Origin of the sequence: Variovorax sp. RA8 (genome assembly GCF_901827175.1) — a bacterium.
Classification (GTDB): Bacteria; Pseudomonadota; Gammaproteobacteria; order Burkholderiales; family Burkholderiaceae_C; genus Variovorax.
The window spans coordinates 6,117,139-6,136,416 of the sequence record NZ_LR594662.1 but is presented as its reverse complement, the minus strand read 5'-3'; the positions used below and the strand labels follow the sequence as shown (position 1 = coordinate 6,136,416).

Genomic DNA, 19,278 nt, shown 5'->3' with positions numbered 1-19,278 from the left:
AAAGCGCTCGGTGAAGCTCTTCCAGCGCGCGCAGCGCTCCCTCTTCGGCGAGATCCTCGATTGGATGCTCACGCCGCTCCTGCTGCTGGTGCCAGTCAGCATCGGCGTGACCTGGCTGGTGGCGCAGGGCATCGCCAATGCGCCCTTCGACCGCACGCTCGACTACAACATCCGCGCGCTGGCCAAGCTGGTGGATGCGACGCTGCACGGCGAGGGCTTCGTGCTGAGCCCTTCGGCGCGCGAGATCCTGAGCGCGCACGACGCGGACCACGTGTACTTCCAGTTGCAGGACGGGGACGGCCGGCTGCTCGCCGGAGAGCCCGACCTGCCGCACCCCAATACCGATGACCTGCCCACGCCGGGCGTGGTCTACCTGCACAACGGGGACATCCACGGCCAGCCGGTGCGCGTGGCCTCGTTGTGGATCGCCGGCAGCACGCCCGAAGCGCCACCGGCCCTGCTGCAGCTGGCCGAGACGCGCGAGAAGCAATCGGTGCTCGCCACCGAGATCATCAAGGGCGTGCTGCTGCCGCAGTTCGCGATCCTGCCGCTGGCGGTGCTGCTGATCTGGCTGGCGCTGGTGCGCGGCATCAAGCCGCTGTCGGTGATCGAGGCTCGCATCCGCGAGCGCCGCCCCGGCGACCTGAGCCCGCTGGACGAGTCCTCGGTGCCGCTCGAGGTGGTGCCGCTGGTGCTGTCGGTCAACGAGCTGTTGAACAAGCTCAACGACTCCATCGGCACGCAGAAGCGCTTCCTGGCGGATGCGGCGCACCAGCTCAAGACGCCGCTCGCGGGGTTGCGCATGCAGGCCGATCTGGCGCAGCGCGAGGGCGCCAATGCCGACGAGCTCAAGCAATCGCTCAAGCAGATCGGCCGGGCGAGCGTGCGCGCCACGCACACGGTGAACCAGCTGCTCTCGCTGGCACGCGCCGAGGGCAGCGGCGCGGCTGTGGCGCGCCAGCCCTGCGACCTGGCGAAGCTCACCATCGAGGTGGTGCGCGAGGCCGTGCCGCGCGCCATCGAGAAGCGCATCGACCTGGGCTACGACGGGGCCGAGGCGGGTGCGCCGGGCGTGGTGCTCGAAGGCAATCCCACGCTGCTGAAGGAGCTGGTGCGCAACCTCGTGGACAACGCGATCAACTACACGCCCTCGGCGCCCGGCCGGCCGGGCGTGATCACCGCGCGCGTGCTGGGCGACCCCTTCGGCCGCATCATCGTGCTGCAGGTGGAGGACAACGGCCCAGGCATTGCAGAGAGCGAGCGCGAGCTGGTGTTCGAGCCCTTCTACCGGGTCCTCGGCAATGAGGCCGACGGCTCGGGCCTGGGCCTGCCGATCGTGCTCGAGATCGCGCGGCAGCACTATGCGACGGTGGTTCTGGAAGACGCACGCCCCGGCCAGCAGCCGCCCGGCGCGCGCTTCAGCCTGCGCTTCGACGCCAACGAGCGGGGGCAGGCCTAAGGGCGGGAGCTGGCGGGGGCAGGGCTTTCGTCCTTGCGGATCTGCAGCAGCTGCGGACGGATCTGCTGGCTCAGCCGCTCCGGCTCGCGCTGGCCCAGGCGCGCGGGGACGGCGCCGAACAGGGCGAGCCCGCCGCGCGCCCAGGCGAAGTAGAGCAGGTTCGCCAGCAGCAGAAGGACGACGAGCGCGCGCAGTCGCATGGTCAGCCGTTCAGCGGCGCCGGCCGCACGCTGACCTCGGCACTGGTGATGGTCTTCAAGCCCGCCGGCGTCTGCACCAGCAGTTCGCCGCCCCAGCCGACGCCGGCGCAACGGCCGGCGCTGCCGTCGCTGAGCTGCACCTCGCGGCCGCGCAGGACGTCCCGCGCGGCGAAGCGCTCGGCGAAGGGCACGAAGCCCCGCTCGCCGAACAGCAGCACGTGCGCCACCAGCGTCGGCACGATCTCGCGCAGCAGCTGGGGGGCGGTGGCCTCGGGGCGCCATTGCGCGATCCAGGCCGGCGCAACGCTCATGCCCGTGGCCTCGCGCGCGCCGATGTTGATGCCGATGCCGATCACCAGGTAGCGCTCGGCCGTGCCGTCCTGGGGCAGGGCGGTCTCGATCAGGATGCCGCCGAGCTTGCGGTCCTCGACCCAGAGGTCGTTGGGCCACTTGAGCGCGACGCGCGCCTGGTTCGATGGGTCCAGGCTCTCCGCCACGCTGACGCCGACCGCGAGCGAAAGCCCCGACCAGTCCCGCGGCATCAGCGGCAGGCCCAGCGAGAAGGTGAGCGAGGCGGGCTGGCGCGCATCCTGCGCGCTCTGCCAGGGCCGGCCCATGCGGCCGCGGCCGGCGGTCTGCCGCTGGGCGACCAGCAGCACCGGCTGCGCGCGGCCGTCCCGGGCGCGCCGCATCAGCTCGCTGCTGGTCGAGTCGATCTCATCGACGACCTCGACCGCCAGCCCCGGCAGCAGGGGGGATACGGCGGCGGCGATCTCCTCTTCGAACCAGGGGGCGGCCATGGTCAGTGCTTGTCGTCCTTCTTCCCGGCTTTCTTCGCCTTCTTGCTCTTTTTTTTCTTCTTCTTGTCCTTATTTCCGTCCTCCTGGGTCGCGAGCAGGGTGCCGCGGCACAGGTCGGAACCACACCAGCAGGGGAACTCTGCCTTGAGTTTCCTCGTCATGGGCTCGTCGATGATCAGGCCGTAGTCGTAGCTGAGCTCCTCGCCGGCCGCAATGTTGCGCAGCGCCTTGATGAAGATCCGCCCCTTGTGCTCGTCGGCCTCGCAATTGGGCTCGCAGGAGTGGTTGATCCAGCGGGCGGCATTGCCTTTCACCCCGCCATCGATCACACGCTCGTCATCGATATGGAAGTAGAAGGTGTGGTTGGGCTGGGACGGATCGTGCGGATGGCGCCGGAGCGCCTCCTTCCAGGAGATCAGCTCGCCCTTGTACTCGATCAGCGTCTCGCCTTCCGCGATGTCCTGCACGGCAAACACGCCATTGCCGTGAACGCCGGAGCGTCGCGTCTGGATGCGGCGACCGCCGGTTGTGGGGGATTTGGAAGGCATCGCCGAAGTCTGTTAGTTTGAATATGTACGCATGCGCGTGCGCGTGCGCACGCGAGAAGCCGCAGATTGTAGATGTGGGGCCCACGCTCCCGCACTGCGTGTCATCGGCGCCCGCGTCGGCCTGATACGAGGAACTGTTGATGAAGACTTTGGTAATTGCAGAGAAGCCGTCGGTGGCGCAGGACATCGTGCGCGCGCTCACGCCGGTGGCCGGCAAGTTCGACAAGCACGAGGAACATTTCGAGAACGAACACTACGTGGTGACCAGCGCCGTCGGCCACCTCGTCGAGATCCAGGCGCCGGAGGAGTTCGACGTCAAGCGGGGCAAGTGGAGCTTCGCCAACCTGCCGGTGATCCCGCCGCGCTTCGACCTGAAGCCGGTGGACAAGACCAAGACCCGGCTCAACGCGGTGGTGAAGCAGGCCAAGCGCAAGGACGTGACGCAGCTCATCAACGCCTGCGACGCGGGCCGCGAGGGCGAGCTGATCTTTCGCCTGATCGAGCAGTACGCGGGCGGCAAGGCGCCGCTGGGCAAGCCGGTCAAGCGCCTGTGGCTGCAATCGATGACGCCGCAGGCGATCCGCGAAGGCTTCGAGCAGTTGCGCACCGAGCAGCAGATGCAGGGCCTGGCAGATGCCGCTCGCTCGCGCTCGGAGGCCGACTGGCTGGTCGGCATCAACGGCACCCGGGCCATGACCGCGTTCAACTCGCGCGACGGCGGCTTCTTCCTCACCACGGTGGGGCGGGTGCAGACGCCCACGCTGTCGGTGGTGGTGGAGCGCGAGGAGAAGATCCGCAAGTTCGTGAGCCGCGACTACTGGGAAGTGCACGGCAGCTTCGTGGCCGAGGCGGGCACCTACCCCGGCAAGTGGTTCGACCCGGCGTGGAAGAAGCCGCCGCCCGGACCCGACGGCCTGGCCGATCCCGAGCAGCGTGCCGATCGCGTCTGGAACGAACGCGAAGCCAGGGAAATCGCCGAAGCCGCACGCGGCAAGCCGGCCAGCGTCACCGAGGAAAGCAAGCCCACCACCACCGCCTCGCCCCTGCTGTTCGACCTGACCTCGCTGCAGCGCGAGGCCAACAGCCGCTTCGGCTACAGCGCCAAGACCACGCTTGCGCTGGCGCAAAGCCTCTACGAGCGCCACAAGGCGCTGACCTACCCGCGGACCGACTCGCGCGCGCTGCCCGAGGACTACTTGCCGGTGGTCAAGCAGACCATGGGCATGCTCGCCAACAGCGGCATGAAGCACCTTGCGCCCTTCGCCAGGCAGGCGCTGGACGACAACTACGTGAAGCCTTCGAAGCGCATCTTCGACAACGCCAAGGTCAGCGACCACTTTGCGATCATTCCCACGCTGCAGGCGCCCAGTGGCCTGTCGGACGCCGAGCAGAAGCTCTACGACTTCGTGGTGCGGCGCTTCCTCTCGGTGTTCTTCCCGAGCGCCGAGTACCAGGTCACCACGCGCATCAGCACGGTGGAGCAGGGCGGCAAGAAGTACCCCTTCCGTACCGACGGCAAGGTGCTGGTGAAGCCGGGCTGGCTCGCGATCTACGGCAAGGAAGCCCAGGACGACGAGAAGGAAGACGACAAGGACGGCAAGCGCCTCGTGCCGGTCAAGCCCGGCGAGATCGTGCGGGTCGACTCGGCGGAGCTCAAGGCCCTCAAGACCCGCCCGCCGGCGCGCTACTCCGAAGCCACGCTGCTCGGCGCGATGGAAGGCGCCGGCAAGACCATCGACGACGACGAGCTGCGCGAAGCCATGCAGGAAAAAGGCCTGGGCACGCCGGCCACGCGCGCCGCGATCATCGAAGGGCTGTTGGCCGAGAAGTACATCCTGCGCGAAGGCCGCGAGCTGATCCCGACCGCCAAGGCCTTCCAGCTCATGACGCTCCTGCGCGGCCTGGGCGTGGAGGAGCTGTCCAAGGCCGAGCTCACCGGCGAGTGGGAGTACAAGCTCGCGCAGATGGAGCACGGCAAGCTCAGCCGCGCCGCCTTCATGCGAGAGATCGCCCAGATGACGGAGCACATCGTCAAGAAGGCCAAGGAATACGACCGCGATACCGTGCCGGGGGACTATGCGACGCTGTCCACGCCGTGCCCGAACTGCGGCGGCGTGGTGAAGGAGAACTACCGCCGCTATGCCTGCACCGGCAAGCCGGGGCAGGAAGGCTGCGGCTTCTCCTTCGGCAAGTCCCCGGCCGGGCGCACCTTCGAGGTGGCGGAGGCCGAGCAACTGCTGCGCGACAAGCACATCGGCCCGCTGGAAGGCTTCCGCTCCAAGGCCGGCTGGCCCTTCACCTCCGAGATCATCCTCAAGTACGACGAGGAGGCGAAGAACTGGAAGCTGGAGTTCGACTTCGGCGACGACAAGAACGCCGAGACCGGCGAGATCGTCGATTTCAGCGACCAGCACTCGCTGGGCCCGTGTCCGAAGTGCGGTGCGCGCGTGTTCGAGAACGCCAGCAACTACGTCTGCGAGAAGTCGGTGCCCACCGAGGCCCAGCCGACGCCGAGCTGCGACTTCAAGACCGGCAAGATCATCCTGCAGCAGCCGATCGAGCGCGCGCAGATCGAGAAGCTGCTGGCCACCGGCAAGACCGACCTGCTGGACAAGTTCGTCTCGATGCGCACGCGGCGGTCCTTCAAGGCCTTCCTGGCCTGGAATGCCGAGGAAGGCAAGGTGAGCTTCGAGTTCGAGCCGCGCGACAGCAAGTTCCCGGCGCGCAAGAGCTTTGGCAAGGCGCCGCCGGCGGCCGCGAAGAAGACCGCTTCACCGGCCAAGGCGAAGGCGCCCGCGGCGAAGAAGGCCGCCGCACCCAAGGCGCCGCGCAAGCCGGCGGCAGGCCTCAAGCCGAGCGGCGCCCTGGCGGCGGTGATCGGCGCGGAACCTGTGGCGCGCACCGAGGTCATCAAGAAGCTGTGGGACTACATCAAGGCCCACGGCCTGCAGGACGCGGCCAACAAGCGGGCCATCAACGCCGACGCCAAGCTCAGGCCGGTGTTCGGCAAGGACCAGGTGACCATGTTCGAGATCGCAGGGATCGTGGGCAAGCACCTGAGCTGAGGAACTGACGAAAAGGAAGATCCAGTGAAGAAACTCTTTTCCGCCTTGTGCTTCATCGTGGCGCTGGGCGCCGTCGCAGGGTGTGCGTCGTCGCCCGCGGCCGCCGACGGGGAGCGCCCGACCATCGGCAGCAGCAGCGGAGTGACGGTGTTCGGCACCATCGACGCGGCCGTCACCGGCACCCGTAACCGCTCCTCGCGCGACTAGCGCGTCGCGCTAGCGCATCAGCAGCGCCTGGCGCAGCAGCCGCGCGGCGCGGTTGCGGATGCGGCCCGGGGCGGTGCGCAGCGGTCCCCTGGGGCTCACCTTCGCGGTCGCGCAGGCCCAGAGGAAGTCTTCCAGGATGGGCGTGTCGTCCACCGTCTCGGTACTGCCGTACTTGTGGAATTCCGGATGCCACTGGGTGGCGGCGATGTAGCTGCGGCCGCGCCCGTCCTTGCGGCGAATGGCTTCGGGTACGCGGTCGGGAATGCTCCAGGCCTCGACCTCGAAGCCGGGCGCGAGGTCCTTCACGCCCTGATGGTGGATGCTGTTGACGCGCGCGCGTTCGATACCCGGATAAAGCTTCGCCAGCCGCGAGCCGGGCGCGAAGCCGATCTCGTGGAAGTTCTGGTCGTAGGTCACCGGGTCGCGGTGCCGCAGCGCGTTGGGATGCTGCGCCTCGATGTCCTGATAGAGCGTGCCGCCGAAGGCCACGTTGATGAGCTGCAGGCCGCGGCACACGCCGAAGATGGGCTTGCCGGCCTCCTCGAAGGCTTCCACCAGCGCGAGGTCGTAGAGGTCGCGGACACGGTCCCCGACCCAGGCGTCCTTCAGCGGCACCTCACCGTAGCTGCCGGGCCAGACGTCCGCGCCGCCGTGCATCACCACGCCGTCGAGCCACTCCGCGTAGTGCGAGAGCTTGGTGTCGCCGCGCGCCGTCTCGCCGGTGGGGCAGGGCACCATCACCACCATCGCGCCGGCCGACATCAGCCAGTGGGTGATCGACTGCTCGACGTACTGCAGCGTCTTGTTGGTGAACAGCGAGCGCGCCGGGTCGGCGTGGGAAAAGCAGGCGGACAGGCCGATCTTCAATCGGCCGGAAACGGTTTGTGGCATCGCGATCCAGGCGCCGCGCTGGGGCCGCGCGCCTTCTATAACGGTACAAGCATTGTGAAACGTTCCAAAGCCCCTCGCAGTGGACAGCACACCCCGCCGCTGCGTCGGACAGCGCCGCGGCGATAGGATCGCCCTCTTTGGCGTGCGACTCGACAGACAGGAGTGACCGAATGAAGACCATCCAGGGCCCCGCCATCTTCCTGGCCCAGTTCGCGGGCGACGGCGCCCCCTTCGATTCGCTCGACGCCATCGCCGGCTGGGCCGCCGGCCTTGGCTACGAGGGCGTGCAGATCCCGAGCTGGGACGCCCGGCTCTTCGACCTGCGCCTGGCCGCGGACAGCAGGACCTACTGCGAGGAGGTGCAGGGCACGCTCGCGCGGCACGGTATCCGGATCACCGAGCTCTCGACCCACCTGCAAGGCCAGCTGGTGGCGGTGCACCCGGCCTACGACGCGGGCTTCGACGGCTTCGCGGCCCCCGAGGTGCGCAACGACCCGGTGAAGCGCCAGGCCTGGGCCGTGGAGCAGTTGCACCTCGCGGCCAAGGCTTCGGCGAACCTCGGACTCACGGCGCACGCCACCTTTTCGGGAGCGCTGGCCTGGCCCTACTTCTATTCCTGGCCGCCACGCCCGCCCGGGCTGATCGAGGAGGCCTTCGACGAACTGGCGCGGCGCTGGCTGCCGATCCTCAACGCCTTCGACGATGCCGGCGTCGATGTCTGCTACGAAATCCATCCGGGCGAGGACCTGCACGACGGCGTGAGCTACGAGATGTTCCTGGAGCGCGTGGGCCGGCATCCGCGCGCCTGCCTGCTCTACGACCCCAGCCACTTCGTGCTGCAGCAGCTCGATTACCTCGCATACATCGACCACTACCACGAGCGCATCAAGATCTTCCATGTGAAGGATGCGGAGTTCAACCCGACCGGCAAGCAGGGCGTGTACGGCGGCTTCCAGCCGTGGATTGACCGGGCCGGACGCTTCCGCTCCCTGGGCGACGGCCAGGTCGACTTCGGCGCCATCTTCTCGAAGATGGCGGCCTACGACTTCCCCGGCTGGGCGGTGCTGGAATGGGAATGCTGCCTCAAGCACCCGGAGGACGGGGCGCGCGAGGGCGCGAAGTTCATCGCCGACCACATCATCCGCGTGGCCGACCGGGCCTTCGACGATTTCGCGGCCGGCGCCGTCGACAGCGCCGCCAACCGCCGGATGCTGGGCATCCGCAGCTGAGTCATATCCCGGCGGGCTTGCGCAGCGTCTTCATGCGGTCCACCGCATGGATGCGCACCTTGCGCGTCTCCGTGCCCTGCTGCACCGTGAGCTCCACTTCGGCGTCAGGCACCGGGCGCTTCCAGAGCTGCTTGTAGAAGGCCTCGAGCGTGGCCACCTGGATGCCGTCCACCTCCAGCACCACGTCCCCCGGCTGGAGCCCGGCTGCCAGCGCGGGTCCCTGGCGGTCGACGCGCACGATCTGCACATGGCCGTCGCGCTCCGACGACGACAGGCCCAGCCAGGGCCGGATGCTGGCACTGCTGCGGCCGGTAGCCTGCATCTCGTCCAGCACGGGCCGCAGCAGCTCGACCGGCACGAACATGTTGCCCGGGATCACCCGCTGCTCCTGGCCCTCCGCCGCCTCCAGCACGAACAGGCTGCCGATGCCCAGCAGCTCGCCGTTGCGGTTGAAAAGCGGAGCCCCGCTGTGGTTGGGCACCGGAGGACTGGTGAACAGGGCCGACTCGATGTGGTACTCCCAGTAGCCCGAGAAGGGCCGCACGGCCAGCAGCCGGGTGAAGCCCACTTCGGTGCCGCTGTTGCTGCCGGTGGCGACCAGCAGGGGCTCGCCTGGGCTCAGGCCGGCCACGCCCACCAAGGGCACCGGCGCGATGCCCCGCAAGGGTACCAACGGCCGCAGCAGGCCGAAGCCGGTCGCGAGGTCGTAAGCGACCTGGCGCGCGGGCAGGGTGCGATCGTCCTGCGTGATGACCTCGATGGTCTCGGCCTCGAGCAGCAGGTAGCCGATGGTGAGGATCAGCCCGTCGGGCCCGATCACCACGCCGGAGCCGGAGCGCCGCGCGCCCAGGCTGTCGACCGAGCTCGCCCCCTCGGTCGCGGTGACGCGCAGCGCTACCACCGCGTCGCCCGCGCGCTGCAGCGCCTGCACCTGGGCGGAGTAGGCGTCGGGCCGGGGCGGCGAGGCGGCCAGGGCCATCGGCATTGCAGCCAGCAGGAGCAGCCAGAAGACCCAGGCGACGAGCATCTGAAGCCGCCGGGACGACGCTGGATCTTTCATGGCCGCGCTCCTCGGAACGATGGTTGGTGCGATGGTGCGCCGCAGGCCGCGCGCTCGCAAGCCTGCTCCACGATGTCGTTCCGCGGCCCATGGGCTTTGGCACTGGCCGTGAGAGCGTCGAGCAACAGTCATGCCAGACCGGTTAGAATGCGGAGTTCGCTTCGATAGTCGACGAAGCATTTCGTCACTCCCCGGCCGACCTGGGTTCCTCAGGCTCTCTCTCGGCCGGCTCATGCAGTGTGTTGGTGCGCCAGGCCGGGCGCCCATGAATGCCGCCACTGCCTTCGTACTCCATTGAAGCGAATAGAGCGCGCTGTCCGCTCCGGTGGGCGCCAGATCCGGCGGGCCCGCGCCCTTCTCACTGTTTCAGGCGCAAGGCGGTGTCGCCCTGCGCAGGCGCCCGATTCGAAATCATCCACGCAACATTCAGAGGTCCTCATGCCCAAGGAAGAACTGATCGAAATGAACGGTGCAGTCACCGAAGTGCTGCCCGACTCCCGCTACCGCGTGACCCTGGACAACGGTCATCAACTGATCGCCTACAGCGGCGGCAAGATGCGCAAGCACCACATCCGCATCCTGGCCGGCGACAAGGTGTCGCTGGAGCTCTCGCCCTACGACCTGACCAAGGGCCGCATCACGTTCCGGCACCTGGAACGCCGTGGCCCACCGCCGACCGGCGGCAACAACGGCCCGCGCCGCTGAGCACTGACGTGACCGGTCCCGCCGTCGACTTCTCGACGCTGCCGCTTTCGCCGCCCGTACTGGCGAACCTGCGGCAGCTCGGCTACCTGCAGATGACGCCGATCCAGGCGGCCAGCCTGCCGGCGGCGCTCGGCGGCGCGGACCTGATCGCCCAGGCCAGGACCGGCAGCGGCAAGACCGCCGCCTTCGCGCTCCCGCTGCTGGCGCGGCTCGACCCGCGCCGCTTCGCGGTGCAGGCCCTGGTGCTGTGCCCGACGCGCGAGCTGGCCGACCAGGTGACGGCCGAGATTCGCCGCCTGGCCCGCGCCGAGGAGAACATCAAGGTGGTCACCCTCTGCGGAGGCGTGGCGCTGCGCGGCCAGCTGTCCAGCCTCGCGCACGGCGCCCACGTCGTGGTCGGCACGCCCGGCCGCGTGCTCGATCACCTGGAGCGCGGCAGCCTGCAGCTCGAGGCACTCGGCACCCTGGTGCTCGACGAGGCCGATCGCATGCTCGACATGGGCTTCCTCGACGACATCGCGACGGTCGCGCGCCAATGCCCGAAGGAGCGCCAGACCCTGCTGTTCTCCGCCACCTATCCCGAGGGCATCGCCAAGCTCGCCGCGCAGTTCATGAAGAACCCGCAGCAGATCGCGGTGGCGACGACGCAGCATGAAGAAAGCAAGATCCGCCAGCGCTGGTACGAGGTGGACGACAGCGAGCGGCTGCATGCCGTAGGCCTGCTGCTGAACAGTTTCCGCCCGCAGAGCACGCTGGCCTTTTGCAACACCAAGCAGCAGTGCCGCGACCTGGCGCAGGTGCTCCAGGCCCAGGGCTTCAGCGCGCTCGCCCTGTTCGGCGAGCTCGAGCAGCGCGAGCGCGACCAGGTGCTGGTGCAGTTCGCCAACCGCAGCTGCTCCGTGCTGGTCGCCACCGACGTGGCGGCGCGCGGGCTCGACATCGCGCAGCTGGAGGCCGTGATCAACGTCGACGTGACCCCCGACGCCGAGGTCCATGTCCACCGCATCGGCCGCACCGGCCGCGCCGGCGCCGAAGGCCTGGCGCTCAACCTGGCCAGCCTCGACGAGATGGGCCGCGTCGGCAAGATCGAGCAGCTCCAGGGCCGCGCTTCCGAGTGGCATCCGCTGGCCGAGCTGGCCGCCGCCACGAGCGATGCCGAAGGCCCGCTACAGCCGCCCATGGCCACGCTGCAGATCACCGGCGGCCGCAAGGACAAGATCCGCGCCGGCGATGTGCTGGGTGCGCTGACCGGCGAGGCCGGCTTCACGCGCGATCAGGTCGGCAAGATCAGCATCAACGAATTCTCGACCTACGTCGCGGTCGATCGGCGCATCGCACGCGAGGCCGCGCACAAGCTTTCGACGGGTCGCGTCAAGGGCCGCTCCGTCAAGGTGCGGCTGCTCGATGTGGCCTAATGTCGCCCTTCCTTCTTTTTTGACCGAGCCTTCCATGACCCAGAAGATCCGCACCGAGGCCGACCGCAAGGCCACCCCCAAGCCCGTTCCAGCGTCCGGCTACACCCTGCCCAGGATGGGCGGAGGCCAGAAGGTGAGCCTGGAGCGCGGCACTGCGACCCGCAGCAAGAAGAACCCGGGCAAGCGGGCCAAGAAGGGCGGCTGAGCCCGACCTGCTTCCTTCTCCCGCACGAACGACGCGCCTCCGGGCGCGTTTTTCTTGGGGCGCCAGTACATGTCCGACGACTACCAGATCTACATCCCGCCTTCCTTCTTCGCGCTCTACACCGACGGGCGGCAGCGGTTGGCCGAACCCATCGCCACCGTGCGGGCGCGCTACGAAGTCTGCGAGGATCTCGCCAACCACCTCGTCTCGCACGCGCAGGTGCTGCACCATGTCGAGGTGCCGTCGGAAGCGGAGATTCTCATACGCATCCATGATGGGCTGAGCACGCCCGAGGCTGGCGTCTCCGCGGCCGAAGCCCGCTGGATCGTCCGGCGGCTGGCGGAACTGCTCGGCTGGAACGGCGAGGCCTTCGAGCAGCCGCCCACCGGCCGCTGAACTTAGCGCAGCCCGACGCGCGAGGCGTGCCAGCGCAACACTGCGGCGCGCTGCGGGTCGGTGGCCTCGAGGCCGTTCGCGCGCTGGTGCAGCGCGCGCATCTCTTCGACTTCTTCGATGATCCTGCCGGGGCTGAACAAGGCATCGAGCAGCGCGCCGGCTTCGTCGGCCAAGGCCTTGAACGCGCCGATCAAGCCGCCGGATGCGCGCGAGCCTGACGAGCGGTCAAGGGCTGACATGCGGGAACTCCTGGGTTGCGGGTGGATGTGCCGATTTTAAGGGTTTACCCGCAATTCGCCTGCGACTTCGGTGCACGCCTCTTCGCGCGCCCACTCGCGGGGTAACCCGAATACGGAATCTCAGAAAAGTTGACCATGGTCAAGCTGCCTTTTGCGGCTGGCGCGCAGCATTGCCGCACTGGGATTTCCACTGCGATTCCATTCAAGAAGAGCGCAGCTTCAACAGGAGACAACATGATCGACAGCATCATTTCGCGCGCCCGGACCCATGGCACCAAGGCGCTTGCCGCAGCCCTTCTCGCACTCGCCGGCGCCACGCCCGCACTGGCATGGGAACCGACGAAGCCGGTGGAGTTCGTGATCCCGGCCGGCACCGGCGGCGGCGCCGACCAGATGGCGCGCCTGCTGCAGGGCATCGTCATCAAGTACAAGTTGATGAAGGAGCCGCTGATCGTCGTCAACAAGTCGGGCGGCGCCGGTGCCGAAGGTTTCCTCGCGGTCAAGGAGGCGAAAGGCGACCCGCACAAGATCATCATCTCGCTGTCGAACCTGTTCACCACGCCCATGGCCACCGGCGTGCCGTTCAACTACAAGGACATGACGCCGGTGGCGATGCTGGCGCTCGACCAGTTCGTGCTCTGGACCAACGCCGAGCAGCCTTACAAGAATGCCAGCGAGTACATCGCGGCGGTCAAGGCGGCGGGCCCGAACAAGTTCAAGATGGCCGGCACCGGCTCCAAGCAGGAAGACCAGATCATCACGGTCGCGCTGGAAAAGGCCACCGGTACCAAGTTCATCTACGTGCCCTTCAAGGGCGGCGGCGAGGTGGCGGTGCAGCTGGTGGGCGGCCATGTGAACTCCACCGTCAACAACCCGATCGAGGCGGTCGCACAGTGGCGCGCCGGCAAGCTGCGCGCGCTGTGCGTGTTCGACGACGAGCGCATGCCCTTCAAGACCAAGGTCACCGACACGCAGTCGTGGAACGACATCCCGACCTGCAAGGAAGCCGGCGTGCCCACCAACTACACGATGCTGCGCGGCATCTTCATGCCGGCAGGCGTGACGCCCGACCAGTTGGCCTTCTATGTCGACTTGCTGACCAAGGTGGCAGCCACGCCGGAATGGAAGGAGTACATGGAGAAGGGGGCCTTCAACCCGACCTTCATGACCGGCGAGCCATTCGCGAAGTGGCTCGCCTCCGCCGAGGCCACGCATCGCACGCTGATGACTGACGCCGGCTTCATCGCCGCCAGCGCCAAGTAGCCGGTAAACAGAGCGGCAGAGCGCCGCGCGCCTGCGCGGCCGGGTGGAGGGCGGGAATTCCGCCTCCGATCTTTCTCGACACACACGACGGGGGCTCCATGGAGCACAACGAAAATTCCGAGAACCCGGTGCGCATCGGCGTGCGCACCCACATCGTCGAAGCGGTAGTGGCAGCGGTCTTGCTGATCGTCGGCCTGGGCGTGGTCTTCGAGAGCCGCCGCCTCGGCGCGGGCTGGACCTCCGACGGTCCTGGGGCTGGCTACTTCCCGTTCTACATAGGGGTGATCATCGTGGTCTCCGGCGCCGGCATCCTCTACCAGGCGCTCCTCGGCAAGAACAGGAACACCGAGGTCTTCGTCGATTCGGAGCAACTCAAGCGCGTGCTGTCGGTGCTGGTGCCGGCCACCGTCTACGTGCTGGCCGTCACCTTGCTGGGCCTGTATGTCGCCTCGGCCGTCTACATCGCGCTCTTCATGGTGGTGCTGGGCAAGTACTCCTGGGTGAAGAGCTCGGTTATCGCGTTCGCCGTCAACGCGCTCTTCTTTCTCATGTTCGAAGTCTGGTTCAAGGTGCCGCTGTTCAAGGGCTCGCTCGATCCGCTTCGCTTTCTCGGTTATTGAACCTCACGGAGCGAACCCGAAATGGATGAAATCAGCGCCCTGATGCAGGGCTTCGCCGTGATCCTGACCCCCATGAACATCGTCCTGATGTTCGTCGGGATCATCCTGGGTGTGTTGATCGGCGTGCTGCCCGGGCTGGGCGGCGCCAACGGCGTGGCGATCCTGCTGCCCCTCACCTTCACGATGTCGCCGACCTCGGCCATCATCATGCTGTCCTGCATCTACTGGGGTGCGCTGTTCGGCGGGGCGATCACCTCCGTGCTCTTCAACATCCCCGGCGAGCCCTGGTCGGTGGCCACCACCTTCGACGGCTACCCGATGGCCCAGCAAGGGAAGGCGGGCGCGGCGCTCACCACCGCCTTCACCTCGTCCTTCGTCGGTGCCTTCCTGGCGGTGGTGATGATCACCTTCCTGGCGCCGCTGGTGGCCAAGTTCGCGCTCAAGTTCGGCTCGCCGGAGTTCTTCGCCGTCTACCTGCTGACCTTCTGCAGCTTCGTCGGCATGGGCAAGGGCTCGCCCTTCAAGATCCTGGCATCGATGGCCCTCGGCTTCGCGCTCGCCAGCGTCGGCATGGACACCGTGACCGGGCAACTGCGCCTGACCTTCGGCCAGCCGGAGCTGATGCGCGGCTTCGACTTCCTGATCGCGGTCATCGGCCTGTTCGGCATCGGCGAGATCCTGCTGTCGATGGAGGAGGGGCTGAAGTTCTCCGGCAAGAGCGCCAAGATCGATCCCAAGGTGGTGCTGCAGACCTGGAAGCAGCTGCCGCAGTACTGGGTCACCTCGCTGCGCAGCTCCCTGATCGGCATCTGGATGGGCATCACGCCCGGTGGTGCTACGCCGGCCTCCTTCATGAGCTACGGCCTGGCCAAGAAGATGTCGAAGCGGGGGCCCAAGTTCGGCACCGGCGAGATGGAGGGCGTGGTCGCGCCCGAGACCGCGGCGCATGCCGCCGGCACCAGCGCCCTGCTGCCGATGCTGGCGCTGGGCATCCCCGGTTCGCCCACCGCGGCGGTGCTGCTGGGCGGCCTGCTGATCTGGGGCCTGCAGCCGGGCCCACTGCTCTTCGTCGAGCAGAAGGACTTCGTGTGGGGCCTGATCGCCAGCATGTACCTGGGCAACGTCGTCGGGCTGATCGTAGTGCTGAGCACGGTGCCGCTGTTCGCCTCGATCCTGCGCATTCCCTTCTCGATCATCGCGCCGGTGATCATCGTGATCTGCGCGATCGGCGCCTACACCGTGCACAACGCGATGCTCGACATCTGGTTCATGCTCGGCTTCGGCGTGGTGGGCTACATCTTCAAGAAGCTCGACTTCCCGCTCGCGCCGCTGGTGCTCGCGCTGGTGCTCGGCGACAAGGCCGAGGACTCCTTCCGCCAAGCCATGCTGGTCTCGCAGGGAGAGGTCGGCATCATGTGGTCGAACCCGCTGGTGGGCAGCATCACCACGCTGGCGCTGACCATGCTCTTCTGGCCGCTGATCTCGAAAGTGCTGGCGATGATCAAGCCAAAAAAGCCTGACGAGTTCGCCGCCGAACGGCCGGTGGACTGATCGAGGAGGCCGCATGCCCGTCATCGCAATGACCCAGGAAATGGGTTCCCTCGCCAAGGACGTGTCGCTGCAGCTCGCCGGCGCGCTCGGACTGGCCGTCATGCGCCACGAGGCCATCGAGCGCGTGGCCGACAGGGCGCAGGTGTCGACCAGCCTGATCGGCCGGCTGCGCGACGGCAAGGCCGGCCTGGTGGAGCGCCTGACCACCGACCGCCGCAGCGTCGCGCTCTATACGGCGGAAGAAGTGTTCTCGCTGGCAGACGGCGGTAACGTGGTGCTGCGCGGCTGGGGTGCCACCTGCCTGCTGCGGCCGGTGCCGCATGTGCTGTGCGTGCGCGTCACGCGCTCGCTCAGGAAGCGCATCGAGTGGCTGATGGCCCACCTCGGCACCGATGATGCCGAGTTCGCCGAGGCCGAGATCCGGCGCAGCGACCACGCGCACGCCTCGCGCATGCACGAGCAGTTCGGCGTGACCTGGGGCGACCCGGTGCTCTACGACCTGGTGCTCAACACCGATCGCGTCTCGGTCGACAGCTGCGTGGAGCTGATCCGCCTGATGACGCAACGCCCGGAATTCGCCGAGACATCCGAGTCGCGCGCCCTGCTGGCCAACATGGCACTCGAGGCGCGCGTGCGCGCGGCGCTCAAGGAGCACGAGGAGACGCGCGACATCAGCATCACCATCCAGGCCAAGCAGGGCGATGTGAAGCTGCGCGGCATCGTCCTCGACGCCGAGGAGCGCGAGCAGGCCGAGCACGTGGCCATCGCGGTGCCTGGTGTCTCGGGCGTGACCAACGAACTGCGACTGATGACCGGCACGCGCCGCTTCGCCTCGGCCAAGCAGACCTGAGTCAGATCTTTCCGCGCTTCTTCAACCGGCTGAGCGTCTCCGCCGACAGATTGAGATAGGAGGCCAGTTCCTTGCTCGGAATCCGATCCACCAGTTCCGGATGCTTGCGCATGAAGCGGTGCACGCGGCCCGGCGCGTCCAGCAGGTGCAGCGTGATGGTGTGCGCCATGATCTCGCTCATCCCGCGCATCACGCTGAACTCGAACAGCTCCTTCGTGTCGGGGTGGCGGTTGAGAAAGGCAATCCACTCCTTCAGCGGCAGGCTGGCAACCCGCGCCTTGGTCACGCAGACGATGCCGTACGGCGTCGGCGTGCCCAGCCGCAGGGCGGCGTAGCTGGTCTCCATGTCGTTCTCGTCGGCGAAGCGCAGGATCATTTCCTTGCCCGCCGGATTGCTCACCACCCGCTTGAGGATGCCGTCGAGGATGAAGTACTGCTCCATCTCGCGCACGCCCTGGTGCAGCAGGAAGTCGCCCTTGTTTCCGTCCACCACGGCAAGGTGGGACTCCAGCTCGGCGCGGTCACCCTCGCTCAGTTCCTTGAGAAGGATGTTCTGCCGGAGTTGGGCACGAATGATGTTTTTCTCCGGGTGGTTTTCCAACAGGGTCATGGGTCCCGTCTTGCTCGATATCGCGACGACCGCCGGTTCATCGAGCCGGTGTCGTTTTCCGGAAAGTTGACCAAGGTCAACGGCTGCAGCTTGGCCTCGAATCATAGTCGTGGCTCGGCCCCTGGCCATTCATACCCAAGCACAAGGAGAGACATGTCCTCAGTCAGCACCGCCAAGCAGGCCGACTCGACCGCCGACGAGCTGGTCGCGCGGGCCCTCAAGAACATGACGGACGACGCGCCGGCCCGCGAGACGACCGACGGCTTCCACCTGGTAATCGATGCGCTGAAGCTGAACGACATCGACACGATCTTCGGCCTGCCCGGCATCCCGATCACCGACCTCACGCGCATGGCGCAGGCCGAGGGCATGCGGGTGATCTCCTTTCGCCACGAGCAGCATGCCGGCAACGCCGCCGCGGCCGCCGGCTTCCTGACGCAGAAGCCCGGCATCTGCCTCACGGTGTCGGCGCCCGGCTTCCTCAACGGCCTCACGGCGTTGGCCAACGCCACCACCAACTGCTTCCCGATGATCCTGATCAGCGGCTCCAGCGAGCGCGAGATCGTCGACCTGCAGCAGGGTGACTACGAGGAGATGGACCAGCTCGCGATCGCCAAGCCGCTGTGCAAGGCTGCCTTTCGCGTGCTGCACGCCGAGGACATCGGTGTCGGCATCGCGCGGGCGATCCGTTCGGCCCTCTCGGGCCGCCCGGGCGGCGTGTACCTGGACCTGCCGGCCAAGCTGTTCGCGCAGACCCTGGATGCCGAGGCCGGCCGAAAGTCGCTGATCAAGGTGGTTGACCCGGCGCCGCGCCAGATCCCCGCGCCCGACGCGGTGAAGCGCGCGCTCGATCTGCTCAAGGGCGCCAAGCGGCCGCTGATCCTGCTGGGCAAGGGGGCGGCCTATGCGCAGGCCGACGTCGACATCCGCGCGCTGGTCGAGAAGACCGGCATCCCCTACCTGCCGATGTCGATGGCCAAGGGCCTGCTGCCCGACACCCATGCGCAATCGGCCGCCGCCGCGCGCTCCTACGTGCTGCAGGAAGCCGACGTGGTGATGCTGGTCGGCGCGCGCCTCAACTGGCTGCTGTCGCACGGCAAGGGCAAGACCTGGGGCCAGGACAAGGGCGCCAAGCAGTTCATCCAGATCGACATCGCGCCGACCGAGATCGACAGCAACGTCGCGATCGCTGCGCCCGTGATCGGCGACATCGGCTCCTGCGTGTCGGCGCTGCTCGCGGGCATCGACGGCAATTGGGCCAAGCCCCCGGCCGATTGGACCGGCGGCATCGCCGAGCGCAAGGACAAGAACCTCTCGAAGATGGCGGCCACGCTGGCCGCGCGGCCCTCGCCGATGAACTTCCAGAGCGCGCTCAGCGTGATCCGCGACCAGGTGAAGGCGCGGCCCGATGCGATCGTCGTCAACGAGGGCGCCAACACGCTGGACTTCGCACGCAGCATCGTCGACATGTACGAGCCGCGCAAACGCCTCGACGTCGGCACGTGGGGAATCATGGGTATCGGCATGGGCTTTGCCGTCGCCGCGGCCGTGGTCACCGGCAAGCCGGTGATCGCCATCGAGGGCGACAGCGCCTTCGGCTTCAGCGGCATGGAGGTCGAGACCATCTGCCGCTACAACCTGCCGGTCTGCGTCGTCGTCTTCAACAACAACGGCGTCTACCGCGGCACCGACGTGAACACCAGCGGCACCGCCGACGTGGCGCCGACCGTGTTCGTCAAGGACGCGCGCTACGACAAGCTGATGGAGGCCTTCGGCGGCGTCGGCGTGCACGCCACCACTGCGGAAGAGCTGCAGAAGGCCCTGAGCGAGGCCGTCGCCTCCGGCCGCCCGACCCTGATCAACGCCGTGATCGACGAGACCGCCGGCACCGAAAGCGGCCGCATCACCAGTCTCAACCCGAGCGCGGCGAAGAAGAAGTAATCCCAGGCAACACAGGAGCTATCA

20 protein-coding genes are annotated in these 19,278 nt (G+C 67.6%); 13 read left to right on the top strand and 7 right to left on the bottom strand.

The genetic code is table 11. The features are described 5' to 3' along the window. The first annotated feature begins 10 nt into the window (after nucleotides 1–10). Nucleotides 11–1,459 (top strand): sensor histidine kinase, encoded by a 1,449-nt coding sequence (locus tag E5P3_RS29225; RefSeq protein ID WP_162589152.1) that lies wholly within the window; start codon nucleotides 11–13, stop codon nucleotides 1,457–1,459. Here E5P3_RS29225 and E5P3_RS29220 read toward each other — a convergent pair. The 3 genes from E5P3_RS29220 to E5P3_RS29210 are packed head-to-tail and all read right to left on the bottom strand — an operon-like array spanning nucleotide 1,456 to nucleotide 3,007. Further along, the gene (locus E5P3_RS29220) at nucleotides 1,456–1,659 is read right to left on the bottom strand and encodes a sporulation protein (protein ID WP_162589151.1); all 204 of its coding nucleotides are present in this window, start codon (nucleotides 1,657–1,659) and stop codon (nucleotides 1,456–1,458) included. The genes E5P3_RS29225 and E5P3_RS29220 overlap by 4 nt on opposite strands. Before the next feature lie 2 nt (nucleotides 1,660–1,661). Continuing rightward, nucleotides 1,662–2,459, bottom strand: a complete 798-nt coding sequence (locus E5P3_RS29215) for a biotin--[acetyl-CoA-carboxylase] ligase (protein WP_162589150.1) — start codon at nucleotides 2,457–2,459, stop codon at nucleotides 1,662–1,664. A 2-nt stretch (nucleotides 2,460–2,461) separates the two neighbouring features. Then, on the bottom strand, nucleotides 2,462–3,007 hold the full coding sequence (locus E5P3_RS29210; RefSeq protein WP_162589149.1) for an SET domain-containing protein: 546 nt from the start codon (nucleotides 3,005–3,007) through the stop codon (nucleotides 2,462–2,464). A 137-nt stretch (nucleotides 3,008–3,144) separates the two neighbouring features. Between E5P3_RS29210 and E5P3_RS29205 the strand changes: the two genes are divergently transcribed. Then, entirely contained in the window at nucleotides 3,145–6,072 is a 2,928-nt protein-coding gene (locus tag E5P3_RS29205; protein ID WP_162589148.1) for a DNA topoisomerase III, read from the top strand. Nucleotides 6,073–6,096: 24 nt separating this feature from the next. Next, entirely contained in the window at nucleotides 6,097–6,279 is a 183-nt protein-coding gene (locus E5P3_RS29200) for a hypothetical protein (RefSeq protein WP_162584110.1), read from the top strand. A gap of 9 nt (nucleotides 6,280–6,288) precedes the next feature. Here the strand turns inward: E5P3_RS29200 and E5P3_RS29195 are convergent, their stop codons facing one another. Then, nucleotides 6,289–7,170 carry a gamma-glutamyl-gamma-aminobutyrate hydrolase family protein gene (locus E5P3_RS29195; protein WP_068679407.1) on the bottom strand — a complete coding sequence of 294 codons (882 nt, stop codon included), beginning with the start codon at nucleotides 7,168–7,170 and terminating at the stop codon, nucleotides 6,289–6,291. 170 nt (nucleotides 7,171–7,340) lie between these two features. Here E5P3_RS29195 and E5P3_RS29190 point away from each other — a divergent pair, with 170 nt between their 5' ends. Beyond that, complete coding sequence (locus E5P3_RS29190) at nucleotides 7,341–8,399, top strand: sugar phosphate isomerase/epimerase family protein (RefSeq protein ID WP_162589147.1); 1,059 nt, start codon at nucleotides 7,341–7,343, stop codon at nucleotides 8,397–8,399. A gap of 1 nt (nucleotide 8,400) precedes the next feature. On the opposite strand, the gene E5P3_RS29185 is transcribed toward E5P3_RS29190, so the two are convergent. Then, a complete protein-coding gene (locus tag E5P3_RS29185) occupies nucleotides 8,401–9,459 on the bottom strand; it encodes a S1C family serine protease (RefSeq protein ID WP_232073365.1) in 1,059 nt (352 codons plus the stop codon). 438 nt (nucleotides 9,460–9,897) lie between these two features. On the opposite strand from E5P3_RS29185, the gene infA reads away from it, so the two are divergent. From infA to E5P3_RS29165, 4 genes are all read left to right on the top strand, one after another. Beyond that, complete coding sequence (infA, locus tag E5P3_RS29180) at nucleotides 9,898–10,164, top strand: translation initiation factor IF-1 (protein WP_068679401.1); 267 nt, start codon at nucleotides 9,898–9,900, stop codon at nucleotides 10,162–10,164. 8 nt (nucleotides 10,165–10,172) lie between these two features. Beyond that, nucleotides 10,173–11,579 (top strand): ATP-dependent RNA helicase DbpA, encoded by a 1,407-nt coding sequence (gene dbpA, locus E5P3_RS29175; RefSeq protein ID WP_232073363.1) that lies wholly within the window; start codon nucleotides 10,173–10,175, stop codon nucleotides 11,577–11,579. A 34-nt stretch (nucleotides 11,580–11,613) separates the two neighbouring features. After that, a complete protein-coding gene (locus E5P3_RS29170) occupies nucleotides 11,614–11,784 on the top strand; it encodes a hypothetical protein (protein WP_174263114.1) in 171 nt (56 codons plus the stop codon). 69 nt (nucleotides 11,785–11,853) lie between these two features. After that, nucleotides 11,854–12,180: a hypothetical protein gene (locus E5P3_RS29165; protein ID WP_162589146.1), complete on the top strand. Its 327-nt coding sequence runs from the start codon at nucleotides 11,854–11,856 to the stop codon at nucleotides 12,178–12,180. 2 nt (nucleotides 12,181–12,182) lie between these two features. On the opposite strand, the gene E5P3_RS29160 is transcribed toward E5P3_RS29165, so the two are convergent. Next, nucleotides 12,183–12,419 (bottom strand): hypothetical protein, encoded by a 237-nt coding sequence (locus E5P3_RS29160; protein WP_162589145.1) that lies wholly within the window; start codon nucleotides 12,417–12,419, stop codon nucleotides 12,183–12,185. A 234-nt stretch (nucleotides 12,420–12,653) separates the two neighbouring features. Between E5P3_RS29160 and E5P3_RS29155 the strand changes: the two genes are divergently transcribed. The 4 genes from E5P3_RS29155 (at nucleotide 12,654) to E5P3_RS29140 (ending at nucleotide 16,703) form a co-directional block, all read left to right on the top strand. After that, the gene (locus E5P3_RS29155) at nucleotides 12,654–13,682 is read left to right on the top strand and encodes a Bug family tripartite tricarboxylate transporter substrate binding protein (protein ID WP_162589144.1); all 1,029 of its coding nucleotides are present in this window, start codon (nucleotides 12,654–12,656) and stop codon (nucleotides 13,680–13,682) included. Nucleotides 13,683–13,780: 98 nt separating this feature from the next. Beyond that, nucleotides 13,781–14,302, top strand: a complete 522-nt coding sequence (locus E5P3_RS29150; protein ID WP_162589143.1) for a tripartite tricarboxylate transporter TctB family protein — start codon at nucleotides 13,781–13,783, stop codon at nucleotides 14,300–14,302. A 21-nt stretch (nucleotides 14,303–14,323) separates the two neighbouring features. Further along, the gene (locus E5P3_RS29145; RefSeq protein WP_162589142.1) at nucleotides 14,324–15,853 is read left to right on the top strand and encodes a tripartite tricarboxylate transporter permease; all 1,530 of its coding nucleotides are present in this window, start codon (nucleotides 14,324–14,326) and stop codon (nucleotides 15,851–15,853) included. 13 nt (nucleotides 15,854–15,866) lie between these two features. Beyond that, nucleotides 15,867–16,703 (top strand): cytidylate kinase family protein, encoded by an 837-nt coding sequence (locus E5P3_RS29140; protein WP_162589141.1) that lies wholly within the window; start codon nucleotides 15,867–15,869, stop codon nucleotides 16,701–16,703. A 1-nt stretch (nucleotide 16,704) separates the two neighbouring features. On the opposite strand, the gene E5P3_RS29135 is transcribed toward E5P3_RS29140, so the two are convergent. Further along, entirely contained in the window at nucleotides 16,705–17,313 is a 609-nt protein-coding gene (locus E5P3_RS29135; RefSeq protein WP_162589140.1) for a Crp/Fnr family transcriptional regulator, read from the bottom strand. Nucleotides 17,314–17,466: 153 nt separating this feature from the next. Between E5P3_RS29135 and oxc the strand changes: the two genes are divergently transcribed. Beyond that, entirely contained in the window at nucleotides 17,467–19,254 is a 1,788-nt protein-coding gene (gene oxc / locus E5P3_RS29130) for an oxalyl-CoA decarboxylase (RefSeq protein WP_162589139.1), read from the top strand. Nucleotides 19,255–19,278: the final 24 nt, after the last annotated feature.

Coding starts and splice junctions, on each gene's coding strand:
- E5P3_RS29195 (WP_068679407.1), bottom strand. CDS start 7,170: ATGCCACAAACCGTTTCCGGCCGATTGAAGATCGGCCTGTCCGCCTGC.
- E5P3_RS29155 (WP_162589144.1), top strand. CDS start 12,654: ATGATCGACAGCATCATTTCGCGCGCCCGGACCCATGGCACCAAGGCG.
- E5P3_RS29215 (WP_162589150.1), bottom strand. CDS start 2,459: ATGGCCGCCCCCTGGTTCGAAGAGGAGATCGCCGCCGCCGTATCCCCC.
- oxc (WP_162589139.1), top strand. CDS start 17,467: ATGTCCTCAGTCAGCACCGCCAAGCAGGCCGACTCGACCGCCGACGAG.
- E5P3_RS29165 (WP_162589146.1), top strand. CDS start 11,854: ATGTCCGACGACTACCAGATCTACATCCCGCCTTCCTTCTTCGCGCTC.
- E5P3_RS29220 (WP_162589151.1), bottom strand. CDS start 1,659: ATGCGACTGCGCGCGCTCGTCGTCCTTCTGCTGCTGGCGAACCTGCTC.
- E5P3_RS29135 (WP_162589140.1), bottom strand. CDS start 17,313: ATGACCCTGTTGGAAAACCACCCGGAGAAAAACATCATTCGTGCCCAA.
- E5P3_RS29210 (WP_162589149.1), bottom strand. CDS start 3,007: ATGCCTTCCAAATCCCCCACAACCGGCGGTCGCCGCATCCAGACGCGA.
- E5P3_RS29190 (WP_162589147.1), top strand. CDS start 7,341: ATGAAGACCATCCAGGGCCCCGCCATCTTCCTGGCCCAGTTCGCGGGC.
- E5P3_RS29145 (WP_162589142.1), top strand. CDS start 14,324: ATGGATGAAATCAGCGCCCTGATGCAGGGCTTCGCCGTGATCCTGACC.
- E5P3_RS29140 (WP_162589141.1), top strand. CDS start 15,867: ATGCCCGTCATCGCAATGACCCAGGAAATGGGTTCCCTCGCCAAGGAC.
- E5P3_RS29185 (WP_232073365.1), bottom strand. CDS start 9,459: ATGAAAGATCCAGCGTCGTCCCGGCGGCTTCAGATGCTCGTCGCCTGG.
- E5P3_RS29160 (WP_162589145.1), bottom strand. CDS start 12,419: ATGTCAGCCCTTGACCGCTCGTCAGGCTCGCGCGCATCCGGCGGCTTG.
- E5P3_RS29150 (WP_162589143.1), top strand. CDS start 13,781: ATGGAGCACAACGAAAATTCCGAGAACCCGGTGCGCATCGGCGTGCGC.
- infA (WP_068679401.1), top strand. CDS start 9,898: ATGCCCAAGGAAGAACTGATCGAAATGAACGGTGCAGTCACCGAAGTG.
- E5P3_RS29170 (WP_174263114.1), top strand. CDS start 11,614: ATGACCCAGAAGATCCGCACCGAGGCCGACCGCAAGGCCACCCCCAAG.